Origin of the sequence: Eggerthella timonensis, from assembly GCF_900184265.1 — a bacterium.
GTDB classification, from domain to species: domain Bacteria; phylum Actinomycetota; class Coriobacteriia; order Coriobacteriales; family Eggerthellaceae; genus Eggerthella; species Eggerthella timonensis.
Window position 1 is genome coordinate 365,433 of sequence record NZ_FXXA01000002.1, and the last position, 26,111, is coordinate 391,543.

The 26,111-nt window shown below is 64.3% G+C and carries 22 protein-coding genes and 1 tRNA gene; 8 read left to right on the forward strand and 15 right to left on the reverse strand.

Annotated elements, in window-relative coordinates:
• Nucleotides 1-410: 410 nt before the first annotated feature.
• Both C1A15_RS01580 and C1A15_RS01585 read right to left on the reverse strand, forming a co-directional pair.
• The gene (locus tag C1A15_RS01580; protein ID WP_101720953.1) at nt 411-1,091 is read right to left on the reverse strand and encodes a TorD/DmsD family molecular chaperone; all 681 of its coding nucleotides are present in this window, start codon (nt 1,089-1,091) and stop codon (nt 411-413) included.
• Nucleotides 1,084-1,917 carry a hypothetical protein gene (locus C1A15_RS01585; RefSeq protein WP_101720954.1) on the reverse strand — a complete coding sequence of 278 codons (834 nt, stop codon included), beginning with the start codon at nt 1,915-1,917 and terminating at the stop codon, nt 1,084-1,086. The genes C1A15_RS01580 and C1A15_RS01585 overlap by 8 nt, the downstream gene beginning before the upstream one ends.
• Nucleotides 1,918-2,118: 201 nt before the next feature.
• Between C1A15_RS01585 and C1A15_RS01590 the strand changes: the two genes are divergently transcribed.
• The 8 genes from C1A15_RS01590 to C1A15_RS01625 all read left to right on the forward strand — a co-directional run bounded on the left by C1A15_RS01590 (nt 2,119) and on the right by C1A15_RS01625 (nt 13,233).
• Nucleotides 2,119-2,580 carry a hypothetical protein gene (locus tag C1A15_RS01590; RefSeq protein WP_101720955.1) on the forward strand — a complete coding sequence of 154 codons (462 nt, stop codon included), beginning with the start codon at nt 2,119-2,121 and terminating at the stop codon, nt 2,578-2,580.
• A 280-nt stretch (nt 2,581-2,860) separates the two neighbouring features.
• Nucleotides 2,861-4,558, forward strand: coding sequence for a LuxR family transcriptional regulator (locus C1A15_RS01595; protein ID WP_101720956.1), 1,698 nt, complete (start codon nt 2,861-2,863; stop codon nt 4,556-4,558).
• Nucleotides 4,559-5,309: 751 nt separating this feature from the next.
• Entirely contained in the window at nt 5,310-6,557 is a 1,248-nt protein-coding gene (locus tag C1A15_RS01600; RefSeq protein WP_101720957.1) for an FHA domain-containing protein, read from the forward strand.
• Nucleotides 6,558-6,578: 21 nt separating this feature from the next.
• On the forward strand, nt 6,579-6,992 hold the full coding sequence (locus tag C1A15_RS01605; RefSeq protein WP_101720958.1) for an FHA domain-containing protein: 414 nt from the start codon (nt 6,579-6,581) through the stop codon (nt 6,990-6,992).
• Complete coding sequence (locus C1A15_RS01610; RefSeq protein ID WP_245864871.1) at nt 6,992-8,209, forward strand: Stp1/IreP family PP2C-type Ser/Thr phosphatase; 1,218 nt, start codon at nt 6,992-6,994, stop codon at nt 8,207-8,209. Before C1A15_RS01605 ends, C1A15_RS01610 begins: the two co-directional genes overlap by 1 nt.
• The gene (locus tag C1A15_RS01615) at nt 8,206-10,980 is read left to right on the forward strand and encodes an FtsW/RodA/SpoVE family cell cycle protein (RefSeq protein ID WP_101720959.1); all 2,775 of its coding nucleotides are present in this window, start codon (nt 8,206-8,208) and stop codon (nt 10,978-10,980) included. The genes C1A15_RS01610 and C1A15_RS01615 overlap by 4 nt, the downstream gene beginning before the upstream one ends.
• Nucleotides 10,981-11,067: 87 nt before the next feature.
• Nucleotides 11,068-13,062 carry a Stk1 family PASTA domain-containing Ser/Thr kinase gene (pknB, locus tag C1A15_RS01620; protein WP_245865075.1) on the forward strand — a complete coding sequence of 665 codons (1,995 nt, stop codon included), beginning with the start codon at nt 11,068-11,070 and terminating at the stop codon, nt 13,060-13,062.
• A gap of 95 nt (nt 13,063-13,157) precedes the next feature.
• Nucleotides 13,158-13,233: transfer RNA gene (locus C1A15_RS01625), tRNA-Arg, on the forward strand.
• Between the two features lie 494 nt (nt 13,234-13,727).
• Here C1A15_RS01625 and C1A15_RS01630 read toward each other — a convergent pair.
• The 13 genes from C1A15_RS01630 to C1A15_RS01690 form a co-directional block, all read right to left on the reverse strand.
• Nucleotides 13,728-15,161, reverse strand: a complete 1,434-nt coding sequence (locus C1A15_RS01630; RefSeq protein ID WP_146001784.1) for a hypothetical protein — start codon at nt 15,159-15,161, stop codon at nt 13,728-13,730.
• Nucleotides 15,162-15,183: 22 nt separating this feature from the next.
• On the reverse strand, nt 15,184-16,035 hold the full coding sequence (locus C1A15_RS01635; protein WP_101720962.1) for a hypothetical protein: 852 nt from the start codon (nt 16,033-16,035) through the stop codon (nt 15,184-15,186).
• A gap of 309 nt (nt 16,036-16,344) precedes the next feature.
• Nucleotides 16,345-16,887 carry a hypothetical protein gene (locus C1A15_RS01640; RefSeq protein ID WP_101720963.1) on the reverse strand — a complete coding sequence of 181 codons (543 nt, stop codon included), beginning with the start codon at nt 16,885-16,887 and terminating at the stop codon, nt 16,345-16,347.
• A gap of 74 nt (nt 16,888-16,961) precedes the next feature.
• A complete protein-coding gene (locus C1A15_RS01645; RefSeq protein WP_101720964.1) occupies nt 16,962-17,489 on the reverse strand; it encodes a hypothetical protein in 528 nt (175 codons plus the stop codon).
• 60 nt (nt 17,490-17,549) lie between these two features.
• Nucleotides 17,550-18,053: a hypothetical protein gene (locus C1A15_RS01650; protein WP_101720965.1), complete on the reverse strand. Its 504-nt coding sequence runs from the start codon at nt 18,051-18,053 to the stop codon at nt 17,550-17,552.
• A 106-nt stretch (nt 18,054-18,159) separates the two neighbouring features.
• Nucleotides 18,160-18,648, reverse strand: a complete 489-nt coding sequence (locus C1A15_RS01655; RefSeq protein ID WP_101720966.1) for a hypothetical protein — start codon at nt 18,646-18,648, stop codon at nt 18,160-18,162.
• Nucleotides 18,649-18,722: 74 nt separating this feature from the next.
• Nucleotides 18,723-19,268: a hypothetical protein gene (locus tag C1A15_RS01660; RefSeq protein ID WP_101720967.1), complete on the reverse strand. Its 546-nt coding sequence runs from the start codon at nt 19,266-19,268 to the stop codon at nt 18,723-18,725.
• A 150-nt stretch (nt 19,269-19,418) separates the two neighbouring features.
• The gene (locus C1A15_RS01665; protein ID WP_101720968.1) at nt 19,419-19,922 is read right to left on the reverse strand and encodes a hypothetical protein; all 504 of its coding nucleotides are present in this window, start codon (nt 19,920-19,922) and stop codon (nt 19,419-19,421) included.
• An 11-nt stretch (nt 19,923-19,933) separates the two neighbouring features.
• Nucleotides 19,934-23,479 carry a Tle-like phospholipase domain-containing protein gene (locus C1A15_RS01670; RefSeq protein WP_101720969.1) on the reverse strand — a complete coding sequence of 1,182 codons (3,546 nt, stop codon included), beginning with the start codon at nt 23,477-23,479 and terminating at the stop codon, nt 19,934-19,936.
• Between the two features lie 22 nt (nt 23,480-23,501).
• A complete protein-coding gene (locus C1A15_RS01675; protein WP_101720970.1) occupies nt 23,502-23,930 on the reverse strand; it encodes a hypothetical protein in 429 nt (142 codons plus the stop codon).
• On the reverse strand, nt 23,927-24,304 hold the full coding sequence (locus tag C1A15_RS17400; protein ID WP_425430946.1) for a DUF192 domain-containing protein: 378 nt from the start codon (nt 24,302-24,304) through the stop codon (nt 23,927-23,929). Before C1A15_RS17400 ends, C1A15_RS01675 begins: the two co-directional genes overlap by 4 nt.
• Before the next feature lie 13 nt (nt 24,305-24,317).
• The gene (locus C1A15_RS01685) at nt 24,318-25,043 is read right to left on the reverse strand and encodes a type II secretion system F family protein (RefSeq protein WP_180952957.1); all 726 of its coding nucleotides are present in this window, start codon (nt 25,041-25,043) and stop codon (nt 24,318-24,320) included.
• 248 nt (nt 25,044-25,291) lie between these two features.
• Entirely contained in the window at nt 25,292-26,038 is a 747-nt protein-coding gene (locus tag C1A15_RS01690; protein ID WP_180952958.1) for a type II secretion system F family protein, read from the reverse strand.
• Between the last annotated feature and the right edge of the window lie 73 nt (nt 26,039-26,111).

Here is a 26,111-nt window from a genome sequence, read left to right on the forward strand (position 1 = left end):
ACTTGCAGCATACCGAGCGCAAGCCCTCTTGGCTAGGGCGCGTTTGCCGGAGACGCACCGTTTTCGAAAAAGCCGAATGCAGAATTTGAAGCCGCATGTGCACGTTTTTCGACTTTATGGCAGCTCGAACGATCGCCGACCAGGCGTTTTTCACGAAGAAGCTCACCGCGACTCCATCCGAGCACCGACGGAAATCGCGAAACCCCTGATGGGCAACGACTCGCGCTCGATCCGAACTTGCCACAAAGTCGAAAAAGTTGCACAACCCGGCGAAAAACGCGATTTCGCAGGTTCGGTGGCACAGAAAGCACCGGGGCCGCGAGGAATTCGCAGGCCCGACCGCCCGGAAAGCAATCGGACCCGCGGATGATCCACGGGTCCGGCAGGGGGAGGTACGCAAACCGAAAACGTCAGGCGGCTGCCTCAACGCTGTCCAAGAGCTCCGCGAGGAGCGAGGCGTCCTCTTCGACGAAGCCCATGGCAAGCTGGGCCAAGCCTTGGTAGAACAGCGTCCGCGAGAACAGACGCATGTCGTTGGTCAGCAACGGCAGCCAGTTCAGCAGATGATCGTGAAGGAAGGCGCGCTGCGTCCTCAGCTGCTCGACGGCCTCGTCCTCGCTTCCCGCGACCAACGAAGCGGCGACGCGCAGGCTCATACGCTGCATGAACTCGAACTCCAGCGCCACATGGTCTTCGCCCTCGTTCCACGCGCCTCGCTTGAGGTTGTTCTCGCGCAGCGTTTGCAGCACCTCGGCGCGCGCCTCCTGCATCATCAAACGGCGTTCGGAGGTATACACGCTCTCATAGGGATACGCCGCCGAGTACGCGTTCACGCCGTGGCCGATGAACGTGCGCACGAAGTCGATGGCCAGCTCGGTGACGCTGTCGTCCCATGCGGTTTTCAGATAGTCGTACAGCAGGTGATACCCCTCGTCCACCTTCGCGTTGCCGGTGGCGGTGGGAAAGCGCATCGACTGCAGCTCCTCCAGCGCCTCCCGATCCACCTCTTCGCGAAACAGGCGCGCGAGCAGCCCGTACGTTTGAGCGCGCATGCGCATGAGCGCTACCAGATCGACCGATTCCTCAGACATGGCCCTCTCCCTTCTTCGTCTTCATGTTGGCGGCCGCGTCAAGTGCGGGAAGCATGGAGCGCCCCAGATCGGTCAGGCGCCAAGCGTGCTCGCCCCATTCGAGCGCATCGGTTCGCTCCAGCATGTCGATGAAGTGGCCGCCAAAACGCCGCGGACTCCTCACCTCGTCGAACGTGTCCACCAACTCCTCGATCTCGGGCTTCGTGCGCGGATGTTCGTCGACGGCGCGCATCACCGCGCGGTACACTTCGATGTAGCGGCTATCGCGGTCGAGCACGATATCGCGAAACGAGGATCCTTGGGTGAGCTCCTCGTACAGCGTGCTCCCCTCGTCCGTGGTGCGCCATACGGGATCGACGCGATCCTTGATCTCCAGGTACGCTACGCCCGCTTCCGCATCTTCAAGCGCATCGGCAACAGCGGGCAACTCGAGCGTCAGCGCGCCGGCGCGCTCCAGCATGCGGCACAGCGTCATCGGCGCGTACACCGAGCGGTTATGCGCCTGCGCCTCTTCCACGCGCTGGGCAACACGGCTCGCCGCGCACCCGCCGCGGCACAGGCCCATGATGTCCAGCAGCACGGGACGGCGCGCCGGGTTGTGGTCGAGCAGCTCCAGCACGGCGGCCTTCGCGCTGCCTTGACGCTTCGGCGTGTACACGGCTTCGCGCTGCATGCTTTGAGGCATGTTGCGCATGGTGGGGTAATCGACGGTGTCAAGCGGGTTGTCGTCGTCCATATCCTCCTGGTCGATCTCCAAGTCGTCGGCCATCAGGGGATCGAACTCGTCGTCCAAGCCCAGAACGTCGTCGAACGATAGGGTGGGCATCCGGTTCCTCCTTCTCTCTTCGCTGCGTTCGAGTATAGGCGCTGCGCGCGACCGCCCATCATCCTGCAAGGCGTAAATGCACGGTGGATTTGCGCGCGCATCATACGCTGATCCGCAGAAATCACCTTGACGCTCGTTTCGGCGCCTCCCTATAATCGGGGCGCGTTGCGAGAAGCGGGGCTTCTTGGGAAAGGAAGCTCTATGGCCAACGTAGCTTGGGGCAAGAGGATTCTTGCCGTTGCGGTTTCGAGCTGCCTGTGCGCTTTGATCGCGGTTCCCGCCTACGCGTTCTACTACGTCCATGGCGAAGAGAACGTGGCTGCGACCAGCAAGGGCGTCATCGAGGTCACGTGCACGGTAGACGAGACCGCGCAGGGCGGAGGCGTGAAAACCTCGCTCATTATCGTTCCCGCAGACAGTACCGCTGCTGCTTGCCTGGATGAGAGCGTGGTTTCCAGCAACAGTCAGAACGGCCTTGTGGCCATTCACGACTACAGCGTCTCCAGCTTGGCGGACGAGCTGTCCGGCAAGCAGTACACGTGCACGGTGTACAAGGCAGGCAGCCAGAAACCGGGCACGCACACCGCGTTCGACGGAAGCGGCACCGAGGGCGAGAACACGCCGCTCGAGCGCTTCGACAGCGTGGTGTTCACGGTGGCGTAAGCGCCGCGCAGGGGACCCGAACGACCAGCCGGGCCCCCTGCAAGGCGTCCGGACCGATTCTCCGCGAACCGCAGGCCTAAGCTCCTCGACTCGTCGGCCAAGGCCCATCAGAAGCTTCGACCACGCCGCTCAAACATCATCCGCAGAGGATTATTTTTTCGTTATCCCAGTTCAGAAGCACGCGATCACACGACGAAACCATGATCTCATCGCTCACCTCGCTAGAAAAAGCACGGCTCCCACGGTATGATGATGCGCAGGGATTCAAGGAGGGGGCTTCATGGGGATTCGCGTTCCTCGCATCACCATCAACGCCGATTTCGGCGACGATGCCGCGTTCGGCGATCTGAGCCTGCTGTCGGTCGGCTACGGGCTTCACCAGGCATGGGTATACGCCGCCATGTTCGGAACGTCCTCCATCTTCGGCACGCAAACCTACATCACCGGCATGTACGGAAGCCACGCATCGTTGCCGTTCCTCATCTCCATCGTCGTGTTCGGGCTGTGCCTGTTGTTCGCGGGAATCACCGACCAACGGCTCCTGCGAACCTACATTTCGAAGAAAACGCTCGTGGCGGGCTCGCTGCTCATGTCCGCCGGCACCTTGCTGCTGCTCTCGCCTCCCGCGATCAACGGGCCGGTGCTGGAAGCGATATCGGGCATTTCGACGGGCATCGGCTCCGCCATCCTGATCCTGTTTTGGGGCGTCGCGTTCGCGCGATGCGACAGCGCGTCCATCGTGCTGAACTCGTCCATAGCCATTTCCATCGGCATCGGGGTGTACGCGATCGGCTTGCATTACGGACCGTTCCCCCTTGCGGGAATTCTCACGGGCATCATCCCGTTGCTCGAGCTTGCCATCCTGTGGAACAAAACGCCGGCACCGTACTCCGAGCGCAACGAGGTGCCCATCTTCAAGCCGCTGCCCGTCAATCACGCCAAGTTCTTCCTGCGCTTCGGCATCCCGGTGTTCGTGTTCGGCGTGGCGCTCGGCACGCTGCGGCAAACGTCCATCCAGTACATCGTGCCCGCCTCGAACGTGGGCGACCAAATCGCCATGTTGCTGGCGGCCGGTTTCGCCTCCGTGGTCATCCTCGTCACCATCGTCGCGCTCGGGGGAGGCGACAAATGGAGCCGCTACTTCCGTCCGCTCATCCCCTTCATCGCCATCACGCTGTTCTTCCTGCCGCTTTCGGAAATGAGCGATGGCACATTCGCCACCATGTTTCTCATGATGGGCTACCTGTGCTTCGAGGCGCTCATGTGGATCTTCTTCGGCGAGCTGGCGCAACGCTTCCGCTTGTCGCCCATCTACGTGTTCGGCTTGGGGCGCGGCATGCTGGCACTGGCGGGGTTGGCTGGCTCGCTGTTCCCCATCGTGGCGGCAAACTGGGTGCATCTGCTGCCCTTCGGCGAGCAGGGCGTGATCGTCGTCGTGCTGCTTATTATGGTAGTGGCGTACGCGCTGCTGCCCCGCGAACGCGAGATCGAGGCCATCGTCGCCCCGTGCCCGCTCGTGAAAGCCGTGTCGCTCGAGCTGAACGACCGTGTGCGCCCGCTGGGAGCTTCGAATACGAGCGCCGACGACGGCACCTCGTCTACCGAACCCGAAAACGCACCGGCAACCGCCCCCGCCCCCTCCATCAAGACCCCGACGGGGCCAGCGACGCCGACGCGCACCCCCTCGTTGCTCGAGCTCAGCAGCGCGCCCCGAGCCGAGGAAAGCGAAGAGCGCAGGGGAGGAGGCCGCTTTCGCGCGAAATGCGAGACGGTGGCCAACACCTACCTGCTGTCCCGCCGAGAGACCGAGATCATGTTCTTCCTGGCGAAGGGTCACAACGCCGCATATCTCCAGGAAAAGCTCTACATCTCGGAAGGCACCGCGAAAACCCACATCCGCCACGTCTACAAGAAGACGAACGTCCACAGCCAGCAGGAGCTCATGCGCCTCGTCGAACTCGCCGACCCCGCCGAATAACAGGCTGAGGCGCCCGTGCGTGCCGGGCCGCACGAGCGGGCGCGTCGCGACGCATCGCGCGTCCAGCGGGCGCAGGGCGTGCAGAGCGGGGCACCTGCGCGGGCGCAGCGGGTGCAGCGCGACGCACCTCCCGCCCCTCCCCGTCACGTGCCTGCGAAAACAGGTTTCGAAGCCTTTTCTGCATCTTTTTCGACCTTGTGGCAACGACCTCGCCGCGGCGGAAGCCCCCGACCAGGCCCGATAGCGCGACCCGCAGGAACGTGCATCGACAGGACGAACGAGCGAGTTTTCTGACCTGGGGAAACTTCTTCGCTCTTTGCCACAAAGTCGAAAAAGTTGCAGCATCGGCCCGAAAACCAGCTTCGAGCGGCAATCGGCCGCATGCGCCCGTGGATCGGAACCCGAGCGCCCCCATTGCAGCGCATCGATCGGGAAAGCGCTCCCCATTGCAGCGCATCGATCGGGAAAGCGTCCCCATGGCAGCGCATCGCGACCGGAAAAGCCCCGTCGCAGCGCGTCGACCGGGAAAGCGCGCGCCCGCAGCCGCGCTGCTGCCAATAATGACGATTGCGTAAAGGATGGGGCGCGGGCAGGGGGTTTATGGCAAGATGGAACATTGCATAGTCATATGCAGGGACACACGAACTAAGCTGGTTGCGTTTGGGCGCGCGACCGCGCGCGGCACCGCTGCACCGCGCGCGAGGATCGGCCGAGGCCGGCGATGGCGCCACGCACCATTAAAGGAGATGCAATGGGCTTTCTTTCGAAATTCGAAGGCAGGATGGAAGACACGTTCGAGGGCGCTGCCGACAAGATGTTCGACGCTCCCATCTCGCCGGTTCAGATAGCGAAAAAGGCCGAGAAGCAGATGCGCCGCGAGAAGATGGTTGGCGCGGGAAAGCAGTACGCCCCCACGCTGTACACCGTGCTGGTCAACCCCGACGACGATCGCCGCCTCATGGGCTACTACCCCACGCTGGCGGGCGAGACGGAAACGTACCTGGCCGCGAAAGCGTCCGAGCAGGGACTCGTCATGGACGGCCAGCCGCTCGTGCGCTTCATCGTGGACGAGGATCTCAAGCACGGCAAGTTCGACATCATCGCCGAAGCCGTGGCCGCGCCCATCATCGCGCAACTGCGCGCCGAGGAGATGCATCGCTACGGCCTGGCCGCTGCTCCTGCACCGCACCCCTACGCCGCACCGCGTCCGCAGGCCCCCCTGCCGCAGCAGCAATACGGCGGCTACGACCAGGGTTACGGCGCCCCGGCTCCCATGGCCCCTGCGCCCGACCCGTACGGCGGCTACGACCAGTACAACCAGTACGATCAGTACGAGCCCATGGGCGTGGACGCATACGACCAGCCTCAGCAGCTCCCCTACGTGCCGGAAGACGAGATCGACCGCTCCATCGACTACGGTGAGTACACGTTCGACAGCCGCGACTTCGACGAGCAGCGCGACGGCATCCAGCCGCTCGACCGTCCCGAAGCCGTGGATCCGTTCGCCCTCGGCGCTGCCGCGGCGGGCGCGGGCGTCGTCGGAGGCGCCGTCGCCGGTGCGGGCATGGGCGCCGCGATGCAGCAGCCCCGCCAAGCTCCCCACCCCCAGCCTCAAGCGCAGCCTCAGCCTCAGACACAGCCGCGCATGGCGGCCGAAACCGTCGTGTTCGCCGGCGGCCCGCAGGCAGCCACCCCCATGCCCGCGCAAGCCGCGGTGCGCGCGCGCCTCATCGACACCACGAACAACCGCGCCTACGACCTCGCGTCGGCGCGCCTGCTCATCGGCCGCGAGTCGAAGAACGACATCGCCGTGCACGACGTGAACGCCTCGCGCACGCATGCCGAACTGCGCTTCGAACCGCAGGGCATCTGGACCATTACCGACCTCGGATCGACGAACGGCACTCTGGTCAACGGCCGCGAGATAGCCACCCAGCCGCTCTCCGAGGGCGACCGCATCACCATCGGCATGACGAACTTCACGTTCACCCAAGCCTGAGCGGAAACGGAAGGATAACCCGTGATCGACGTCGTACTTCTCATCGTACGCCTCCTGTTCGTCGCGCTGCTGTACCTGTTCCTGTTCGCCATCATGAAGACGGGCATCGGACTCGTTCGCGGGCAGCGCAAGAAAGAGCGCACCTGGAACCTTTCGGTGGAACGGGGGCCGAAGGAGCTACGCGGCGTGTCCATCGTCGTTCGCGGGCCCGTCATCGTGGGCCGCAGCCCCGGCGCCGACATCGTCGTGGGCGCGGGATACGTGTCGGGTCGCCATGCGCGCTTCCAGCTGATGGGGCAGAACCTGTTCGTTGAGGACCTCGGGTCCACGAACGGCACCGGCGTGAACGGCCAGCCCATCACCGAGCCCACCGCCCTGCGCAACAACGACGTCGTGAACGTCGGCGACGTGGCCATTCGCGTGAGGTTCGCCTAATGGCTGCGGATCGGTCGTACAAATCCACCCCGCGCACCCGCAAGGGAGCGCTCACCTCGTTCGGCAGCCGCACCGACATCGGCTGCCTGCGCGATCACAACGAGGACAGCCTCGTGGTCACGCCGCCCCTGTTCGCCGTCGCCGACGGCATGGGAGGCCACGCCGCGGGCGAGGTCGCGTCGGAAATCGCCGTGCGCGTGCTGTCGGAGCAGGCTCCCGAGCATCCCGACGGCCCCGCACTCGGACGCGCCGTCGAGGAAGCGAACCGCGCCGTCATCCAAGCCGCCCACGAGGGGCGCGGACGCCAGGGCATGGGAACCACCATGACCGCCGCCATGCTGGAAGGCGAGCGCCTGGTCATCGCCCAGGTGGGCGACTCGCGCGCGTACTTGCTGCATCAGGGAAAGCTCCAGCAGCTCACGCGCGACCACAGCCTGATGGCCGACATGATCGAGGCGGGCCAGCTCACGCCCGAAGAGGCGCGCACGCATCCGCAGCGCTCGGTGATCACCCGCGCGCTCGGCAGCGACGCCCACCTGCAACCCGATATCTACGAGATCAACGTCGAAACCGGCGACCGCCTGCTCATCTGCTCGGACGGCCTGTCGGGCATGGTGTTCGACGACGAGATCGAGAACACCCTGCGCCGCGTGCAGGACCCGCAGCGCTGCGCCTCGCAGCTGGTGAACGAGGCCATCGCCGCCGGCGGCCACGACAACGTCACCGTCATCGTGGCCGACGTGACCGGGTACGCCGAAGTGCGCCGCAAGAAACTCGCTCGCAAGACGAAGCTGTCTATCGCACTCGTGCTCGTGCTGTTCGCGGCCATCATCGCCGGGGCAGCCTGGGGCACGCAAACCTACCTGAACACCACCGCCTACCTGGCCAACGACAACGGCAAGGTGGCCATTTACCGGGGTCTTCCCGGAACGCTTTTGGGCCTGTCGTTCTCGCAACTCGAACGCACCACCGACGTGCCCGTCGACGACCTGCAACCGGGCGTCGCGAACCGCCTGAACGAGGGCATCCGCGTGGACGACGTGGAAGCGGCCGAGGCGCTGGTGAAAGAGTACGAGGACGAGCTGGCGGAACGCGCGAAAGCCGACAAGCAGGACGAGGATGCCGAGCAAGACAGTGCCGCCGGCCAAACCGACGGCGGCGCCGACAACGCCAACCCGCCCGCGCCTGCGAACCAGTCTGACGGCGGTGCTGCATGACGCGTCGCAACGTAGAGCTGATCCTGCTGTTGGTGGCGGCGCCCGTGGTGGCGCTGCTGTTCGCGATGATCGCCATCAACCAAGGGCAAGCGCTGAACCTGACCACCTTGGGCGTTCCTGCGGCCATCTTCGTGGCGTTCGTCATCGCGCACCTCGCCGTGCGCAAATTCGCGACGAACGCCGACCCTGCCCTGCTGCCCATCTCGTTCGCGCTGTCGGGCATCGGCATCGCATTCGTCACCAGCCTGGCACCCGATCTGGCCGTCGGCCAGGTGATGTGGCTGTTCGTGGGCGTGGCCTGCATGGTGCTCGTGCTCGTGTTCGTACGCAACCTCGACAAGGTGGCGAACTACAAGTACACGCTCATGATCGTCGGCTTCCTGCTGCTGCTCTCTCCGCTCGTTCCCGGCCTCGGCCAGGAGATTTACGGCAGCCGCATTTGGCTGTCCATCGGCAGCTACTCCTTCCAACCGGGTGAGATCGCCAAAATCGCGATCGTGCTGTTCCTGGCGGGCTACCTCGCGCAGAACCGCGAGATGCTGTCCGTGTTCACCTGGCGCGTGGGGCCCTTCCGCCTGCCCGACATCCGCACGCTGCTGCCCCTGCTGCTGATGTGGGGCATCGCGCTCGTCATCGTCGTGTTCGAGAAGGACCTCGGCAGCGCGCTCGTGTTCTTCTTCGTGTTCCTCGTCATGCTGTACGTGGCGACGGGCAAGAAGGTGTACCTCGTCATCGGCCTGGGCCTCATCGCCATCGGCGGCGTGGGCGCGTTTATGGCGTTCGGCCACGTGCAGGTGCGCGTGAACACCTGGCTCGACCCCTTCGCCGATGCGCAGGACACGGGCTACCAGCTGACGCAGGCCATCTATTCCATCGCGGACGGCGATCTGTTCGGCGTGGGCATCGGACGCGGCCTTGCCGACCAGATCCCCGTCGTGGAAAGCGACTTCATCTTCGCGGCCATCGCCGAGGAGATCGGCCTTCTGGGCGCGGCCGGCGTGCTGCTGCTGTTCCTGTGCTTCGCGGTGCGCGGCTTCGTCACGGCGGCGCGTGCGAAGAGCGACGTCAGCTCGTTCGTGGCCGTGGGCCTCACGTCCATGATCGTGCTGCAGGCGTTCATCATCGTCGGCGGCGTGACCAGGCTCATCCCCCTCACCGGCCTCACGCTGCCCTTCATCAGCCAGGGCGGCTCGTCGCTTCTGGCCAGCTTCATCATCGTGGGCTTCCTCCTGCGCTGCGGCGACGAGGGAACCGGCGTCGGGCAGGAGATGGCCAGCGCCACCACGTCGCTGCATGCGAACAGCGTGCTCGGACGCGTGTCGCTGGGCAAGCGCCTCAACCACAGCATGCTCTTGTGCTCCACCCTGTTCGCGCTGCTCGTAGCCAACCTCACGCTCATCATGGTGGTGCAAGCCGACTACTACCAGAGCATGCCCGGCAACAACCACACGCTGGCTAAGGAGGCGCGCACCGAGCGCGGCACCATCGCCACGTACGACGGTACCGTGCTGGCGCGCAGCATCAAGCAGGAGGACGGCACCTACGAGCGCGAGTACCCGGCCGGCGATTTGGCCAGCCACGTGGTGGGCTACTCGTCATCGCAGTTCGGCAACGCCGGCATCGAAAGCGCGTACAACGACACGCTCAAAGGCACCGAGAACTTCGCCTCGTGGACCGACGTGCTGAACTCGTTCGCCGGCATCGGCACCCCGGGCAACGACGTGACCCTCACCATCAACTCGAAGATCCAGCAGGCCGCGCAGGATGCGCTGGCCGGGCGCAAGGGCGCGTGCGTGGTCATGGACCCCGACACGGGTGCCATCCTGGCCATGGCCTCGGCCCCCACGTACAACGCGGCCGATTTCGCCGCGGTCATCGAGCAGGCGAACGCGAACCCCGACGACAGCACCCTCGTAGATCGCGCGGTGGGCTCGCTGTACGCGCCGGGCTCCACGTTCAAGATGGTCACGCTGGCAACCGCGCTCGAGGACGACGTGGCAAGCGAGGACACGGTGTTCTCCTCGCCCGGCACCATGAAGATCGGCAACGCCGACGTGTCGAACTTCAACAAGGCCGACTACGGCAACCTCACCCTGGCCCAGGCTACCGAGCTCTCGTCGAACACCGTGTTCGGCCAGCTGGGCGTCGAGATGGGCGCCGAGAAGCTCGTGGCGGGCGCGGAGGACTTCGGCTTCAACAAGGACATCGACTTCCCGCTGTACACGCCCGAGTCGCTCATGCCCTCGGCGGAGGACCTGCAGAAGAACGAGTGGGAGCTGGCGTGGGCGGCTGCGGGAGAGCCGGTGGGCGATCCCACGCGCCCCGATCGCGAGAGCCCGGCCGGCCCCCAGGCCACCGTGCTCGAGATGGCCATGGTGGGTTCTGCCATCGCCAACGACGGCGTCATCATGCAGCCCTACCTCGTCGACAGCATCAACAACGCCAACGGCGAGCGCAGCTTCTCGGCTTCCCCATCGAAGCTCATGCAGGCCATCAGCAAGACCACGGCCGGACGCGTGCGCGACGTGCTGCTGGGCGTCGTGGAGAACGGCACCGGCACGGCGGCCAAGATCGACGGCATCGACGTCGCCGGCAAAACCGGCACCGCCGAGAAGCAGGACAGCAACGACAGCTGGTTCGTGGGCATGGCCCCGGCCGACGATCCGCGCGTGGTGGTGGCCATCGTCATCGAAGACGGCGAAGAGGGCGTGGGCACGGCAAAAGCGCAGAATGTGTTGAAAACGGCCTTGGAAGTGCAGGGACTTTTATAGATAAGGTATGCTGATGGCTCGTATACTGTCCAGAAGCAGTATGCAGCCCAGCATGTAACCTAAAGGAGCTAAAACGTGACCGGAAACATGATAGGCAGGGTGTTCAACAACCGCTACCAGATCACCGAGCGCATCGGTATCGGCGGTATGGCGGAGGTGTACCGCGCGCAGGACAACGTGCTCGGCCGCCTGGTCGCCGTGAAGGTCATGCTGCCGCAATACGCCGCCGACCCCAACTTCACCCAGCGCTTCAAGCAGGAAGCCGCCGCCGCGGCCAACCTGCAGAGCCCCTACATCGTGAACGTGTACGACTGGGGCCAGGACGAGGGTACCTATTACATCGTCATGGAATTCGTGCGCGGCTCCGACCTCAAAACCGCCATCATCGAGCGCGGCGCCATCAACCAGCGCAAGGTCGCCGAAATCGGCGCGCAGGTGTGTCAGGCGCTTTCCGTGGCCCACGGCCTCGACATCATCCACCGCGACATCAAGCCGCAGAACATCATGGTGCAGCCCGACGGCAACGTGAAGGTCATGGACTTCGGCATCGCACGCGCGAAGAACTCCGTCATGACCCAAACCTCCTCGGTGCTGGGCACGGCTCACTACATCTCCCCCGAGCAGGCGCAGGGCAAGGACCTCACGGCCACGAGCGACATCTACTCGCTGGGCATCGTGCTGTACGAATCCGCCACCGGACGCCTGCCGTTCGACGGACCCGACGCCGTGAGCGTGGCCATGAAGCAGGTCAACGACCTGCCCGTGCCGCCCCGCGAGATCAACCCCGACATCGATCCGGCGCTCGAGGCCATCATCATGAAGGCCATTGCCAAGAACCCGGACGACCGCTTCGCCACCGCGAAGGACATGCGCCTCGCGCTGAACGACTACCTTGCGGGCCGTCCCGTCAACCTGGGCGAGGGCTTCACCAGCGCCGAGACCGTCGTCATGGGCGGCGTGTTGCCTCCCGTCGGCGTGGCCGACGGCACGGCCGTGATGCCCGCGATGGGCGGCGTCAATCCGGCAGCTCCCACCGCTGCGCAGCGTTCTTACAACGCGAACAACACGAGCGGCAAGAAGAACAACAAGAAGACCATTGCCATCGTCATCGGCATCATCGCGGCGCTTGCCGTGGTGGGCGGCATCGCGTTCGCCCTCATGTCGGGCGGCGGCGACGACAAAGACAAGGTCGCGGTTCCCAGCGTGGTGGGCCAGACGGTGGACGAGGCAACGGCCGCCATCGAGGGAGCCGGTTTCGAGCTGGGCAAGGTGGACGAGTCGTTCGACGACAAGGTCGAAGCCGGCAAGGTGATCGGCCAGGATCCGAAGGGCGACAGCAAGCAGGCCAAGGGCACCAAGATCAACCTCACCGTGTCGAAGGGCGCGCAGGAGATCACCGTGCCCGACCTCTCGAACATGACCGCCGATGAAGCCCAGAAAGCGCTCACCGTGAGCGGCCTGAAGTACGCGAAGGGCCCTGCGGAGTATTCCGACACGGTTGAGAAAGACCACGTGGCGCGCCAAGACGTCGCCGCGGGCCAGAACGTGCCCAAAGACACCGTCGTCACCTACTACCTGTCGCTCGGTTCCGAGGGCACCTCCGTCCCGAACGTCGTCGGTCAACGCGAGGGCGCCGCCACCACAGCGCTCAACAACGCCGGCTTCTACGTGAACGCCGACTACGTTCCCAGCGACACGGTGGAATCGGGCGTCGTCATCAGCCAGGATCCCTCGAGCGGCAAGCTCAAGGAGGGCGAGGCGGTGAACATCGTGGTCAGCACCGGCAAGGAGAAGTCCACGTTCACGGTTGCCGTGAACTCCAATGGCGGCGGGTCGGTGACGGCCAGCTCCAACTCGGTTACCGAGGGCGACAGCGTCACCATCACCATCACGCCGAACAGCGGTTATGAGGTGGCCGCAGTCAGAGGCTTGGACGATGTGCCGAAGTCGGGCGGCACGTTCACGCTGTCCAACATCACGAGCAACGTGAACGTCAACGTCACGTTCCAAGAGGTCGCCCCGACGCCGACGCCGACGCCGGATCCGGGCACGACAACCGGCGACCCGAACAAGAAGAGCTAGCAAGCCACCCGCGATGCGCCTTCGGGCGCATCGCTTTTTTGTGCGCGCGCCAAGTTCCGCGCTCATCGGGCGATTAATGCTACAATATTCAACGCGCCTCCGTAGCTCAGGGGACAGAGCACCGCTCTCCTAAAGCGGGTGCCGCGCGTTCGAATCGCGCCGGGGGCACCATTAGAACTTGCAGGTCATCGGCTGCTTTCGCAGCCGGTGGCCTGTTTTGCTACGTGGCTGAGAACAGTTCTGGGACGCAACTAAGACATGATGGCGCGTCGCCACGTCTCTTCACCTTGATAATCGGAGCATTCGCTCGGGCTTGCTTGCAACGCCTACGTTTAGTGGCAAGTGCACCGAGGGCGCGAAAACGGCGTTACAGCGCGTATCCGAGCGACGAAGCAACGCCTCCATTGGAGCTCACAGGTGGGGGTTCTACCGAGCCGAAGCGCGCGGAAGGATCTCACACGACGTCCGAGCGCACCGGCCCGACCGCCGCATGCGCCCCTAAACACGCTATGCCCCCAGAGCGCGATCAGGGATTCAGCACATCAGACTACCTCTGTCTTTGCTCACTGCACGGAACGCCATTGTCGATCCCGTACATAAATGCGCCGCCCGAGGCCTACGAGAGCCTCGGGCGGTACCATATCGCAGCTTCGGTGCGAACCTAGTTATGCAGCGCGCTGCGTCTTAAAGCCGTCGCCACGTCCCGGAGTGTCGTCGCCGCTGTCAGGCGGAGTGCCCGGATCAGGCGGAGTAGGAGGATCGACCGGGTCGGGGTTGCTCGGAATGGCCAGCATGCGCGTTTCCGAATTGCCGGCGTTGTCGGTCACTTTAACGTACAGAGACGTCGTCTCGGAGGACAGGGAAATCTCGTTGATGGAAACCCATTCGTCCGATGCCGACTTACGCCCCTCGATGGAAGCTACCCCGCTCAGAGCGTCAGAGGCCGACACCACCGGCGTGCTGCCCGACATCGAGATACCCGAAATGACAGGATTCTCTTTATCGACCTTCACGTTCTTCGGGAAACCCTTGCCTGAGGTAGGCCAGAAGTCTCCTCCGAACAAGCCGCCGAAGTACATATCGCCTTCCGCCGAAGTGCTTCTACTCACGACATAGCGCGCTCTCAAATCGCCCTTGAACGGCAACGTCGCCCAGCCACTGCGTGCGACCTCTATACATGAGTCATTCTGAAACAAGACGACGTAAAATTTTTCGAGGTAATCTCCGGGAACCGTAATTGCTTCGACAGCGACGTTCTTGTTGGTCCACGTGCCTTCCTCATACTCCGTGCCGTCATCGTGCTTGAGGGAGATCGCGGGAGGTTTCATCTTGTCTTCATTGGGGACAACTATATCGGGCAGGGTGGGCGTCTCGATACGATTATATAGCACGAGCTGGATATTGTGGCTGCCTCCGTCGTATACACCCGTGGTGTTCTGTTCGAGAGCGCCAGGGTGAAGGTTCCAGCTATCGCCCAACCACTTCGAAGACCCCATGGGGCGGTAATAGTCTTGAGTGCTGACCGAGCCTTTGCCCTGACCGGAGATACGCAGGTCAAGATTGCCGTACACAAAGGACGAATCGGCATTCTCGGGATTTTCCAGGAAGTCCATCATGCCGTCCCAGCGAACGGATATGCTTCCGATCTCGCCACCGAAGTCGCTCCAGGCAACTTTGATCCCATCAACATAGAGGGAGAACGGCTTGTAATACGTGGACCAGGTGTAGAGAGAGGGAACCATATTCCCGCTGGCATCTACATAGCCCGATTGGAGATCCATGTTCCCGGTCTGACCTTGCCTGTACTGCCATTTGCTGCTCACGCCGTCCTTCGTTTGGTCGACGGAGTACACGCCACCATTATCCTGGCTTTTGTAGACATCGAGCGTCCAGGAAACATTCGCTCTCTGCGAGCTCGAGTACACGAGCTCAGGACTCGGCTCTCCCAGGTCGGCCCAGGCCTTCGGTGCAGAACCGAACAGTAGAGCCAACGACAAAGCGAGGACGATTCCCACTGCAAGTACCGCCCTCGACACCATCGATTGACGTGGCGGGGAGGCGCTGCATACCGCTCCACGAACCGCAAATCCATCATTCATACCGGCACGCTCCTTTCTTTTCTCACATCGTAATGCCATGTAATACAACTTCAACATCCGCCATGACCTCGTTCACGTAGCCCGTCCATGAATCCTCGGAGTCGGAGACGGCGTCATCGTACAGCGAATAAGCGACGTGGTAGGCTTTCATCGCCTGTTCGAACGTTGCCTCGCTTGCCGAAAACGACTCGTCTTTGAAAGCTTCGTAGAACGGGCCGTCCAACTGCACCCATGCATCAGCTTGGGAGTCGTAGGCCTCTCCGAACAAGTCGACGAGGTAAGTCCCGTACTCGGCAGAGGGAACGCTTTCGGCCGCGGGACCTCCTGCGAGGGGCGCGGGCGTCACAGGAGGCTGCTGGATCGAGCCGTCCGAAACACGCTCGCCGCGCAGACGCTCGACTAGAAGCTTCTGTTCGAGGGCCTCCTTGACGGCCGCGCCGTCAAGCACTCCCGCTCCCAAAGTCCCGTAGTCATCCGTTCTGTACTGCGACTTGGCATACGAGGATACGTCCTCTTCCGTCACCGATATTCCCTGCTTGCGAGCTTCTTGCGAAAGAACCTCCATCCTTACAGCATGCAGAACGTCGGTGTAGTCGGAGTTCTCGCCCTCTTGCAGCGAATGACCGATGCCGAGCTTTTGAACATCCTTCTGCGTGACCTCGAACGTCTCTCCCCCGCGGGAGAAAGACGCGACCGCTCCGTCGGATCGGGGCGCGGAAGCCGTGGCGCTTCCTCCGAAAAGCACCGATCCCAACAAGCAGCCGGCAACGACGCAAACCAGACCGACGAGCACAAAGGCGAGCGGACCGGTTTTGGACCGGTTGGCCTGCGAGCGACGAGCGACGACGTCGGCCATTCTGCTTTCCATATCCATCGTCACTCCTTTCGCTTGCCCGTTTTCCGCTTGACTCGCCCGCACCGCAGTACCGCCTTCGGGGGCAACTCGGTAACGGCAAGGAAACGCTATTGAAACAAGTATTATTAAAGGCAGTCGAGCACGCCTTGGCAATCGGATTCCCAATAATGGGACGGTCGAGGAAACAAAACCATAATCATGGGAGATATGGGGCATGCGGCGACCGACCTTCCGGCCGCGCGGAAGGGTTTGGAGCTTTCGTCGGTTTTCCGATAGGAGCGTTAGCGCTGGTATCGCGTGAGGATGGCAAATCCTGAAACTAGCCCGCTACTTTTCTTCGCCTTCATCCGGCCTCGTTTTTGCCGGGGCGGGTGTGGAGGCTTCATCGCTCTCGGCCTCCCGGCGCGTCTGCTCCGAGTCCCACTCGACGTAAGCCTGCATGAACTCTTCCTCGTTGACCATCTCGTAGTACGGGCCCGACATGTCTAGAGAGGGTATCGGCATGCCTGGCGAGACGCTCAGCTCCGGGAACCACCTGAACCTGTAGCGCTGCTCGTAGTACACGGGCGGCTCGGAGTCCGAGACGAGCCGGTAGACAACCGACCCGTCGGGCTCCGTCCGCTCGGACACGAGGGAGTAGCTCAGCTCGCGCCTGTTGGTCTTGTCGGCGTCCGCGATGGCGGCCTCGGCCGAGGGGCCCTCGGCGTAGCGGACCGCGAGGGAGGCGAGCTGCAGCGCGATAGCCGCGAGCACCGCGAGCGCGACGGCCGCGGCGATCGACGCGCCGCGGTGCCTGCCCGCGAAGGCGAAGAGCCTGTCGGGGCCCTTCGGGGGCTCCGGGTCCTGCCAACCCGTTCCTGAACGGTCCATGGATCGGACTCCTCTCCCTCCTTGCGATGCTCCGCGCACCGCGCACGTTGGCGTGCCAGGACTTCCCGCAGGGCTCACCCCCGCTCCTCCTCACCCTCGGCCGCCTCCGTTTCCGGTTGCTTCTGGGGGTGGAGGCTCAGCCAGTCCCGACCCTCCCGGCGCGTCTGCTCCGAGTCCCACTCGATGTAGGACCGGCGCCACTCGTCCTCGTTGGCGAGCTCGTAGTAGGGACCGGGGTCGAGGACGATGCAGCCGGGGACGACGGACGGCGACCACCAGAGATCCGGAAGCCACCTGAACCCGTAGCGCGCCTCCATTACGACAACGGGCTCGGAGCCCGACACGAGCCGGTAGACCGTCCGACCCTCCCCGTCGACGTACTCGCGCTCGAGAGAGAAGGCGTACTCGCCCCCTGCCCCCCTATCCGCCCACTCGACGGCCTCCTCCGCCGACGGGCCTTCGGCATAGCGGGCGCAGAGGGGGGCGAAGTAGAGCGCGAGGAGGGCCGCGGCGATCGCAAGCGCTGCGATCGCCGTCACGAACGCCGTCTTGAGGATCCGCGCCCTCCTGCGCCTCGCGCCCTCGTTCTCAACCTGCCCCATGCAAACCTCCTTCATCCGATCGAGTAGAAGAAGCTGTCGGTCTCGTGGACGGGCCCGCCTTCACTCGGACGGGCCCGTTTCCTGCCGGGGCTTGGCACGCAAGCTCCCCCCGCTCTCGGCCTCCTGCCGCAGCTGCTCCGAGTCCCACTCTAGCCAGGACCGGCGCCACTCGTCCTCGTTGAGTATCTCGTAGTAAGGCCCGGGATCGGAAACGTACACCGAAGGCACGACCGCCGCAGAAGTGCTCAATTTCGGGAGCCACCTGAATTCGCGGCGCAACTCCATCACTACTGCGGGCTGGGAATCCGACATGACCCGGTACACCGTCCGGCCCTCCTCGTCGACGTACTCGCGCGCGAGGGCGTAGGAGTATTCGCCCCCAGTCCCCTTGTCCGCCCACTCGATAGCCTCCTCGGCCAACGGGCCCTCGACGTAGCGGACGCAGAGGGGAACGAAGTAGAGCGCGAGGAGGCCGAAAGCGATCACGGCGGCCTTGCGGCCCCCTATCCTCTTGCGCCTCGCAGACTCGGCGTCCTCTTGAAGCGGATCGCACTTCCTCAGCATGCCTTGCCTCCTCGGCGTATCGAGTAGAAGAAGCCGTCGGTCTCGCGGAAGGGCCCGCACCTCACTCGGACGGCCCCGTTCCCTGCCAGGGCTTGGCACGCAAGCTTCACCCGCTCTCGGCCTCCTGCCGCCTCTGCTCCCTATCCCATTCGACGACGGACGTGCGCCACTCCTGACCGTTGGCGAGCTCGTAGTACGGGCCCGGCATGTCTAGAGAGGGTATCGGCATGCCGGGCGAGATGCTCAGCTCAGGGAACCACCTGAACCTGTAGCGCAGCTCTATCGCTACGGTCGGCCGAGAGTCCGAGACGAGGCGGTAGACCGTGCACCCTTCTTCGTCGGCGTATTCGCATTCGAGAATGTGCGCGTACTCGCCATGCGCGCCTCTGTCGGCGTCGGCTATGGCTGCCTCGGCCGAGGGGCCCTCGGCGAACCGGGCCGCGAGGGAGGCGAGCTGCAGCGCGGTCCCCGCGAGCACCGCGAGCGCGACGGCCGCGGCGATCGACGCGCCGCGGTGCCTGCCCGCGAAGGCGAAGAGCCTGTCGGGGCCCTTCGGGGGCTCCGGGTCCTGCCAACCCGTTCCTGAACGGTCCATGGATCGGACTCCTCTCTCTTCTTGCGATGCCCCGCGCACCGCGCATGTTGGCGTGCCAGGACTTCCCACAGGGCTCACCCCCGCTCCTCCTCGTCCGCCGAGGCGTTCTCGCCCTCGGCCGCCTCCGTTTCCGGTTGCTTCTGGGGGTGGAGGCTCAGCCAGTCCCGGCCCTCCCGGCGCCTCTGCTCCGAGTCCCATTCGACGTAAGCCTCCATGAACTCCTCCTCGTTGACCATCTCGTAGTACGGGCCGGGCATGTCTAGAGAGGGTATCGGCATGCCTGGCGAGATGCTCAGCTCCGGGAACCATCTGAACCTGTAGCGCTGCTCGTAGTACACGAGCGGCTCGGAGTCGGAGACGAGGCGGTAGACAACCGACCCGTCGGGCTCCGTCCGCTCGGACACGAGGGAGTAGCTCAGCTCGCGCCTGTTGGTCTCGTTCGCGTCCGCGATGGCGGCCTCGGCAGACGGGCCCATCGCGAACTGGACGAGAGGGAGGACGAAGTAGAACCCGACCAGGCCCGCGACGGCCGCGATGCGGATCGCGACGATTACAGGGCCCACCGAGCTCGCGGACGCAGCCTCTGCGCCCTCTTGCCGCATGTCGCACTTCCTCAGCATGCCTTGCCTCCTCGGCGTATCGAGTAGAAGAAGCCGTCGGTCTCGCGGACGGACCGCGCGAGGCCGAGGTCCCTGCAGCGGCGCACGGCGGAGGCGGCCGTCTTGCGCGCGGCCTGCGGCCTCCTGTAGGCCGCGGCCCGGGGTCGCAGCCTACCCATCGGCGCCGCCTTGCGGGGGACCGGTGCGCAGGTTCCCGCCGCTCTCGGCCTCGCGGCGCATCTGCTCCGAGTCCCACTCGATAAAGGATTTTCGCCACTCGTCCTCGTTCACGATCTCATAGTAGGGGCCGGGGTCGTCGACCAGGGGGCCGGGGACGACGGACTGCGACCAGCGGAGCTCAGGCAGCCATCTGAACCCGTAGCGCAGCTCGACCACGACCGCAGGCTGGGAGTCCGACACGAGCCGGTAGACCGTCCGGCCCTTCCCGTCTGCGTACTCGCGCTCGAGGCTGAAGGAGAAATCGTATCCGTCCCCCCTGTCCGCCCACGCGATGGCCGTCTCTGCCGAGGGCCCCTCGGCGCGCTGGGAGACGAGCGGGGCGAAGTAGAGGGCCGCCAGGATGAGGACGGCCACGAGCGCGATCGCGATCGCCACGGCCGCCTTGCGGCCGGGCATCCTCTTGGGTCCTGCGGTTCCAGGCTCTTGCCGGCTCATTATGCGCCCCCTTATCCCATCGCGCAGAAGAAGCCGTCGGTCTCGCGGACGGACCACGTGTACATCCAAAGCCCCGACGGCAGCCCGTAGGCGCGCATCGCGTCCACGGGCTCCAAAGACGAGGTCACCAAGGAGAGGGCGCTCACGGGGACATTGTTGAGGTCGTGGGACTTGTCGATGTCCTTGTGGTTGTCGATGCACTCCCGCGCGGCCCAGTACGCCTTCACGGCGCCCGAGTGGATGCCGAGCAAGGAGACGGGATCGCCGAAGATGCGATGGCCGACGAGGGCGCCCGTGCGCTCGGAAAAGCCCCTGAGCGTCGTGCGCTCGGAGGCGTAGTCGGGCGAGGAGCCGGCCCAGAAGGCGTAGTCGAGCCCCATGCCGTTGAAGTACTCGACCGCCCGCAGCCTGTCCGCCCAGGGGGTCCCGAGGAACTCGGCCGCGCCGACCTGCGCCAGGTAGCCGCCGAGGGAGTGCCCGGTGATGTAGACGTTGTAGCCTCGGGCGGCGTACTTGTCGGCCACGCGGCGCGCGGTCTCGCGGGCGGGCCCCTCCTCGCCGTTGACGTTCCAGACGCCCCCGACGAAGTCGTTCAGCCATTCGGGGTCCTCGTCGGTGCCCCGGTAGGCGAGCACCGCCTCGTGGCCGCGCACGTAGACGGTGGCGTCGTAGGAGGTGCCGATGACGTTGATGGGAGAGTGGTAGGTCTCGGCCACCTTCCACTCGTGGGAGACGCGCTTGTCCTGACCTCCCTCGGGATTCACGCTCGCGCCGTTGAGGAAGTAGTACTGCTCGCTGTGCTCCTGAAAGTACTTCTCGTTGTCCTTGTCGGTGATCCACGACTTTCCCTTGATCTCCCCCATCCGGTAGAACCGTCCTTCGGCCGCGGCCGCGGAGCCGTCCTCGTAGCAGAGCGCGGCCAGAATGCCGAGCGTGCGCGAGTCCACCGCCGAGTCCCCCTCGGGGGAAGTCGGGTCGCTCAGGATGCGAATGTAGGCGCGCCGCTCCCCTTCGGGGGTGAAGAAGTCCACGACCTCGATCTCCTCGCCGTTCAAAAGGCCATCGCCATCCCAATCGGGGCTCTGGTTGAAGTCGATTCCCTTGTAGGGCGTCGTGCCGTTCGCGAGGCCGATCGCGCCGTCGAAGATGAGGCGGGAGTGGTAGTCGGAGATGCCGTCGCCGTTGGAGTCGGTCCCCCAGTCGTACTCGACGATGTAGCCGCACGAGCCGTCGGTGCGATAGCCCTGGTCGATGAAGTCGTTCCAGCCACCGCCCCTGTTGCGCCACATGCCGACGTAGTTCTCCGGACCGTAGGACCAGGGCTTGTCATTGGGCTCGCCCTCCGACCAGTGGGTATATTCGAGGGGACGCCCATCGAGCCACTCGAAGTAGCGATCCCTGTTCGATGACGTTGCAAACTCGCTCGAAGTCGCTTCCTCCACCGTGTTTGCGGAAGTCTTGCCGACGGGCTCGATCCCTACCGATTCCTCACTCGCAACCGCTTCGGCGGAATCGACCCCGCTCCCTGCGGGCCCCACGTCTCGAAGCCCGATCCAGTAGAAACGGCTTCGCCCCCTCTGGACAACCTGGTAAATCTCCTCCTGCTTCTCGGGCGTGTCGATGATGGCCAAATGGCCGCCTTTGTCCTTGGCTGCCGTTTCTGCTTCGGTCCAGGAAATGTTCCCATCGACCACCTCGAAGCAAGTATCCGCCTCCCAGAAAGGCTCGAAGTCTTTGGAGTCCACCACCAAATAGATGGAGAAGTGTTCGGGTTCGAACGCCATGCGGGTGCCGTCGCGCGACGAGGCTTGCTCCACCAGCTGCTGGGACTCCTCGTCATACCAGTACACCTGCGGGTCGAAGGAGGGGTCTTCGAACAGGGTCGCGTCGAGGTCGAACGTTATCGAGGCACCCGTCCGATCGTCGGGGGCCTCGAAGTTCCAACCGCACACGAAGCCCGGCGTCTCTTCGAGGTTCAACCCGGTGGGCGTGCCGGAGATCGGCAGGATGAACGCCTGCTCCACCGAAGCGCCGGGCGATTCCACCTCAAGCGTTACGGACGCTTGCTCCGACGCACGGCTCTCGCCAGCTGCGAAAGTCTCCTGCATCACAAGCGGGTCGTACCCCCGTTCGATCTCCCAACCGTCCAATGCCCCGTCGCCGTCGGTGTCGGGGACAAGCGGATCGGTGCCGAGACGCACCTCGTCTCCGTCGGGCAAGCCGTCGAGATCGGTATCGGCAGACATCGGGTCGGTGCCGAGGCGCACCTCCTCGAGGTTCGTCAAACCGTCGACGTCCGCATCCTCATCGCCGTCGGGCACGCCGTCCCCGTCGGTATCGTTCGACAGAGGATCGTAGCCCAGCCTCGTGATCTCGAGGAAGTCCGACAGTCCGTCGCCGTCGGTGTCGACTTTGCTCGGATCGGTGCCGTAGTAGGTTTCCAGGTAGTTCATCAGCCCGTCGCCGTCGCTGTCCTCGCGATCGATGGACAGGTCGTCCATGCGGTCGGTTCCGGCGTACAGCAGTTGCAACGCATCCGTAACGGTCTCGCCGTTCGCGAAGACGCAGGAGACCTCCACCGTATGCAGGCCCTTGAGCAGGCCCATGCCCTGGGCGCTCCACCGTTCGGCAGCCTCGATGCTGCCGGAGTCTATCTCGTTGCCGCGATCGTCGAGAACCGTGAACGAGAGGGACTCCACAGCGAGCCCGCCCGTATCGAGCGAGCCTTCGAGCACGCTTTCCGAGGGCAACTCGAAGAAGTCCGCGTCGTCTGCCTGGAGAAGCGCTGATCGGTCGATCGAGACAACAGCGGGCGCGCCTTCGTACGAAGCCCTCGCCGAGACGTCCGCCGCCTTCCCTCCCACGACGACGGAGCAGGACGCCTCCACCGTCCGCTCGACCAGCGAGCCTTCGCCCTCGTCCGGCGAGGCGGAGGCGAACGCGGGCAGGCCAAGGGAGCCGGCCAACGCCGCAACGAGCACGACGAGCAGGCAGTGTTGCGCTCGCCAGGCATTGCGCATGCGACGTATCGCGAGCAGAACGATCGCGGCAGCGACGACCGCCGCGAGCAGGGTGGCGCCGACGAGAACGCCGTCCCCCAAGCTCGCCATGCCGCGCGGCGCGGATCCCGGCCCAGCGTCCGGAGCACCGGGCCCCTGAGCAGGCCGGCCGGCGTCGCCCGTGCCGCCGGCAGCGCCCCCTGCGGGCGGGAGCGCGCTTGCCTGAACGCTGCCCGCAAGCGCAAGCTCACGCACCTCCCCGGGCGCAAGCATCCCCACGGCCATGTTCGCAGCCGACGGGTCGTCCAATACGATGCCCTGCGGCACAAGGAGAGACGCTTCCACGCCGACCAGATCCGCGCCCGAGAAGTTCTCGAGCACAACACTCAAGCCTACGCGGTCGCCCTCGGCGTACGCGTCGCGGTCCGTGCGCACGACCACGCCCAGCGCGCCGTCGCCGCCCGTGCCTTCCGAGGCCATGGCCATCGGGGCACCCGCGAACAAGGCGAGTGCGAGCGCGCACGTTGCGAGAAGCGTCGAAATCCAAGCTCGTTTCATACCTTCGCCCTCCTCAGCCATCTCAGTTCATGTTCCCGAGCAGAAAGACGGCCGCGCCTGCAATCGCCAAAACGACAAGACCGGCCACGGCAACGATGAGGCCTTTGGGCACGCGCATGCGCTCACGCTCCCTCCCTCGCCTTTCAGACCGATTTGCGAACACCTCGGACAACCCCAATTCCTCCGAAGAATCATCCTCGTCAGCCTTCTCGTCATCGAGGGATGGGGGGCTACCCCCGTTCGTCTCCTCATCGAATATCCCTGACTCTATCCAATCGGTGAACGAGCCACCGGGAACGAATCCCTCGCCGTACAGGAACCCGTCTTCCACCTCCGAATCGCCTCGCGGAATGAGTACGCGATCCTTCTTCTTCCGCGCGTGCCTCCCGCGAGGAGCCTCAAGCAGATCCACCTGAAAGGATCGGTCGTCGTCCGTTATCTCGATCCTCATACCATCCCCTCGTCGCCGATAAACATGCTCGAAGGCGCTTCGCTGAACGTGCCGCTTTCGAATTCAACCGCTATGGTGCCCCCGCGAGGCGCCATAGCCACGCGCCACGGCATGACCCCCTTCGACAACCCCGCCACCTCGTACCGAGGCCCATCGCCCGAAACCAGCCAGAGAACGTCAAGCGGGACCCGCATGAACATCATATGGATGGAGCGGCAGCGATCGAACGCCAACCCGCACCGTGCGGGAACCGACCGCTTCCCCATCAGCCCGAAAAACCGCTGAGCAAAGCTCGTCGCCCAAGCGCAGCGCAGCGCGATGCGCTCTCCGCTGGGCATGAGAGCCTCCGCCGTCAAAGGATACGAATCGTTCATCCGAACCCTCCCATCAGCCCAGCATGGTCAGAACTTGACCGATGAGCGGAGCGCATAGGATGATGACGAGCACGGGAAACACGAACATGAGCATGGGCATGAGCATCTTCACCTGTAGCGCGTTCGCCTTCTCCTCGATATGCAGTCGACGCATGGTACGCGCGGAGCTCGCCTGTTCTTGCAGGATATCGAGCAGCGGAGCTCCCGAGGCCTCGGCCTGGGCGAGCGAGGCTGCGAATATCTGCAGCGACTCCACCCCGGACCTGGCGGCAAAGTTGGCAAGGGCGCGGTTGCGAGAGCTGTACCGGGACTCTTCCACCACGTCCTCGAACGACTCGGCAAGTTTCCCATCCATGCGCTCGGCCACGACACGCAAAGCCGACTCGAACGTCGACCCCGCCGAAACGGCAACCGCCATCAGGTCGAGCGCGTCGGGAAGATCCTCGTCGAGTTGACGGCGCCATTCCGCGCGGCGGGCGGCGATATAGAACATGGGTATTTGGCTTCCCAAAATGACGCACAGGATGAACACCGACACGCTTCGCAAGGGGTCGGCGAGCGAAGCGGCGGCAAAAAGGCCCGCTACGACGCCACCCGTCAAACTGATAACCCTGAACGCCCAGAATGAGGACGCCGTCATCTTCACGCCGGAGTACACGAGCCAGTTTCGGTCTTCCTCTCCCGCCCCTTCCGCCATGGGAACGAAGCGCGACACCGCGTCGGCGATATGGGAGAGCATAGACTGATTCTGCCCCGAAGAAGCTCCCGCGCCCTTCTTGCTTGCGGAGGGGCCTTCGCCCCGCATGCGCGCGAGCAGCCCGCCGCGCGACGCAGGCTCATGGGAAACAGGGCCCTTCCTCTCCGATCGAGCTGAGGGAAAGGCTTTGGAGAGCACGCCTCCGAATACCAGCGCCGCTGAGAGGGACACTCCGATTATAACGATAAGTGCGATCATGGCACGTCCTTCGTTCGACGACCTTGCAGGCCTTAGACGATCTTGCCCATCTTGCTCAGAACGAACAAGCCAGCCCCATCCATGAAGAGGCAGAGGATGATGACGGGCAAACCGTCTGCGGACATATAGAAATCACGATGGACCTGGGATATGCCCATCAACGCGAAGAAGATGACGATGGGGATGATCGTCATGATAGTGGTAGACGTCTTCGCCATCGAAGTTTTCGACTTCACGAACTGGCGCATCTCGCTGCGCGTGCGAACGGTGGCGCCCACTTGCTCGGTGATGTCGGCGATAGACCCGCCTTGCACGGACTGGATGGACACCGCCGTGGCGAACAGACGCAAGTCGTCCGATTTGACGCGCTTGGCAAGATCGTCAAGCGCCTTCGGCATGGAAGCGCCGGACGACACCTCCTCGACAAGCCGAAAGAACTCGCTCTTGAGCGGCTCTCCCATGTTCTCGGCCACCGGGATGAGCGCCTGGCGTAGCGTCAGACCCGCGCGGAGGTTCGCAGCGATAAGGGGCATGGCGTTTCCCAGGTGGTCCTCAAAGCGGGCGATATTGCGACGACGCTGCATCATGATCCATAGAGGAACGACCATAACGCCGAAAAGCGCCGCCATGAGCGACTCGCTGAGGGCCAGCCCCATCGCCTGGCATGCGAAGAATGGAATCACTGCGGTCAGGGCCCCTATCAGAACAACCTCCCGAGGAAGAAGATCGATGCCCGCCTGATCAGTGATCTCTTTGACGCGGGAAACCAGGCCGTCCAAAGACAGGCCCCGATGGCGCGCCGCCTCTTCCCGCGCTCGGAACCTGATACGCATGCCGCGCGATATAAGGAGC

Coding starts and splice junctions, on each gene's coding strand:
- C1A15_RS01590 (WP_101720955.1), top strand. CDS start 2,119: ATGGCCAACGTAGCTTGGGGCAAGAGGATTCTTGCCGTTGCGGTTTCG.
- C1A15_RS01615 (WP_101720959.1), top strand. CDS start 8,206: ATGACGCGTCGCAACGTAGAGCTGATCCTGCTGTTGGTGGCGGCGCCC.
- C1A15_RS01655 (WP_101720966.1), bottom strand. CDS start 18,648: ATGGACCGTTCAGGAACGGGTTGGCAGGACCCGGAGCCCCCGAAGGGC.
- C1A15_RS01640 (WP_101720963.1), bottom strand. CDS start 16,887: ATGGACCGTTCAGGAACGGGTTGGCAGGACCCGGAGCCCCCGAAGGGC.
- C1A15_RS01600 (WP_101720957.1), top strand. CDS start 5,310: ATGGGCTTTCTTTCGAAATTCGAAGGCAGGATGGAAGACACGTTCGAG.
- C1A15_RS17400 (WP_425430946.1), bottom strand. CDS start 24,304: ATGAACGATTCGTATCCTTTGACGGCGGAGGCTCTCATGCCCAGCGGA.
- C1A15_RS01630 (WP_146001784.1), bottom strand. CDS start 15,161: ATGAATGATGGATTTGCGGTTCGTGGAGCGGTATGCAGCGCCTCCCCG.
- C1A15_RS01670 (WP_101720969.1), bottom strand. CDS start 23,479: ATGAAACGAGCTTGGATTTCGACGCTTCTCGCAACGTGCGCGCTCGCA.
- pknB (WP_245865075.1), top strand. CDS start 11,068: ATGATAGGCAGGGTGTTCAACAACCGCTACCAGATCACCGAGCGCATC.
- C1A15_RS01645 (WP_101720964.1), bottom strand. CDS start 17,489: ATGGGGCAGGTTGAGAACGAGGGCGCGAGGCGCAGGAGGGCGCGGATC.
- C1A15_RS01685 (WP_180952957.1), bottom strand. CDS start 25,043: ATGCTCTCCCATATCGCCGACGCGGTGTCGCGCTTCGTTCCCATGGCG.
- C1A15_RS01650 (WP_101720965.1), bottom strand. CDS start 18,053: ATGCTGAGGAAGTGCGATCCGCTTCAAGAGGACGCCGAGTCTGCGAGG.
- C1A15_RS01580 (WP_101720953.1), bottom strand. CDS start 1,091: ATGTCTGAGGAATCGGTCGATCTGGTAGCGCTCATGCGCATGCGCGCT.
- C1A15_RS01665 (WP_101720968.1), bottom strand. CDS start 19,922: ATGAGCCGGCAAGAGCCTGGAACCGCAGGACCCAAGAGGATGCCCGGC.
- C1A15_RS01585 (WP_101720954.1), bottom strand. CDS start 1,917: ATGCCCACCCTATCGTTCGACGACGTTCTGGGCTTGGACGACGAGTTC.
- C1A15_RS01660 (WP_101720967.1), bottom strand. CDS start 19,268: ATGCTGAGGAAGTGCGACATGCGGCAAGAGGGCGCAGAGGCTGCGTCC.
- C1A15_RS01635 (WP_101720962.1), bottom strand. CDS start 16,035: ATGGATATGGAAAGCAGAATGGCCGACGTCGTCGCTCGTCGCTCGCAG.
- C1A15_RS01595 (WP_101720956.1), top strand. CDS start 2,861: ATGGGGATTCGCGTTCCTCGCATCACCATCAACGCCGATTTCGGCGAC.
- C1A15_RS01675 (WP_101720970.1), bottom strand. CDS start 23,930: ATGAGGATCGAGATAACGGACGACGACCGATCCTTTCAGGTGGATCTG.
- C1A15_RS01610 (WP_245864871.1), top strand. CDS start 6,992: ATGGCTGCGGATCGGTCGTACAAATCCACCCCGCGCACCCGCAAGGGA.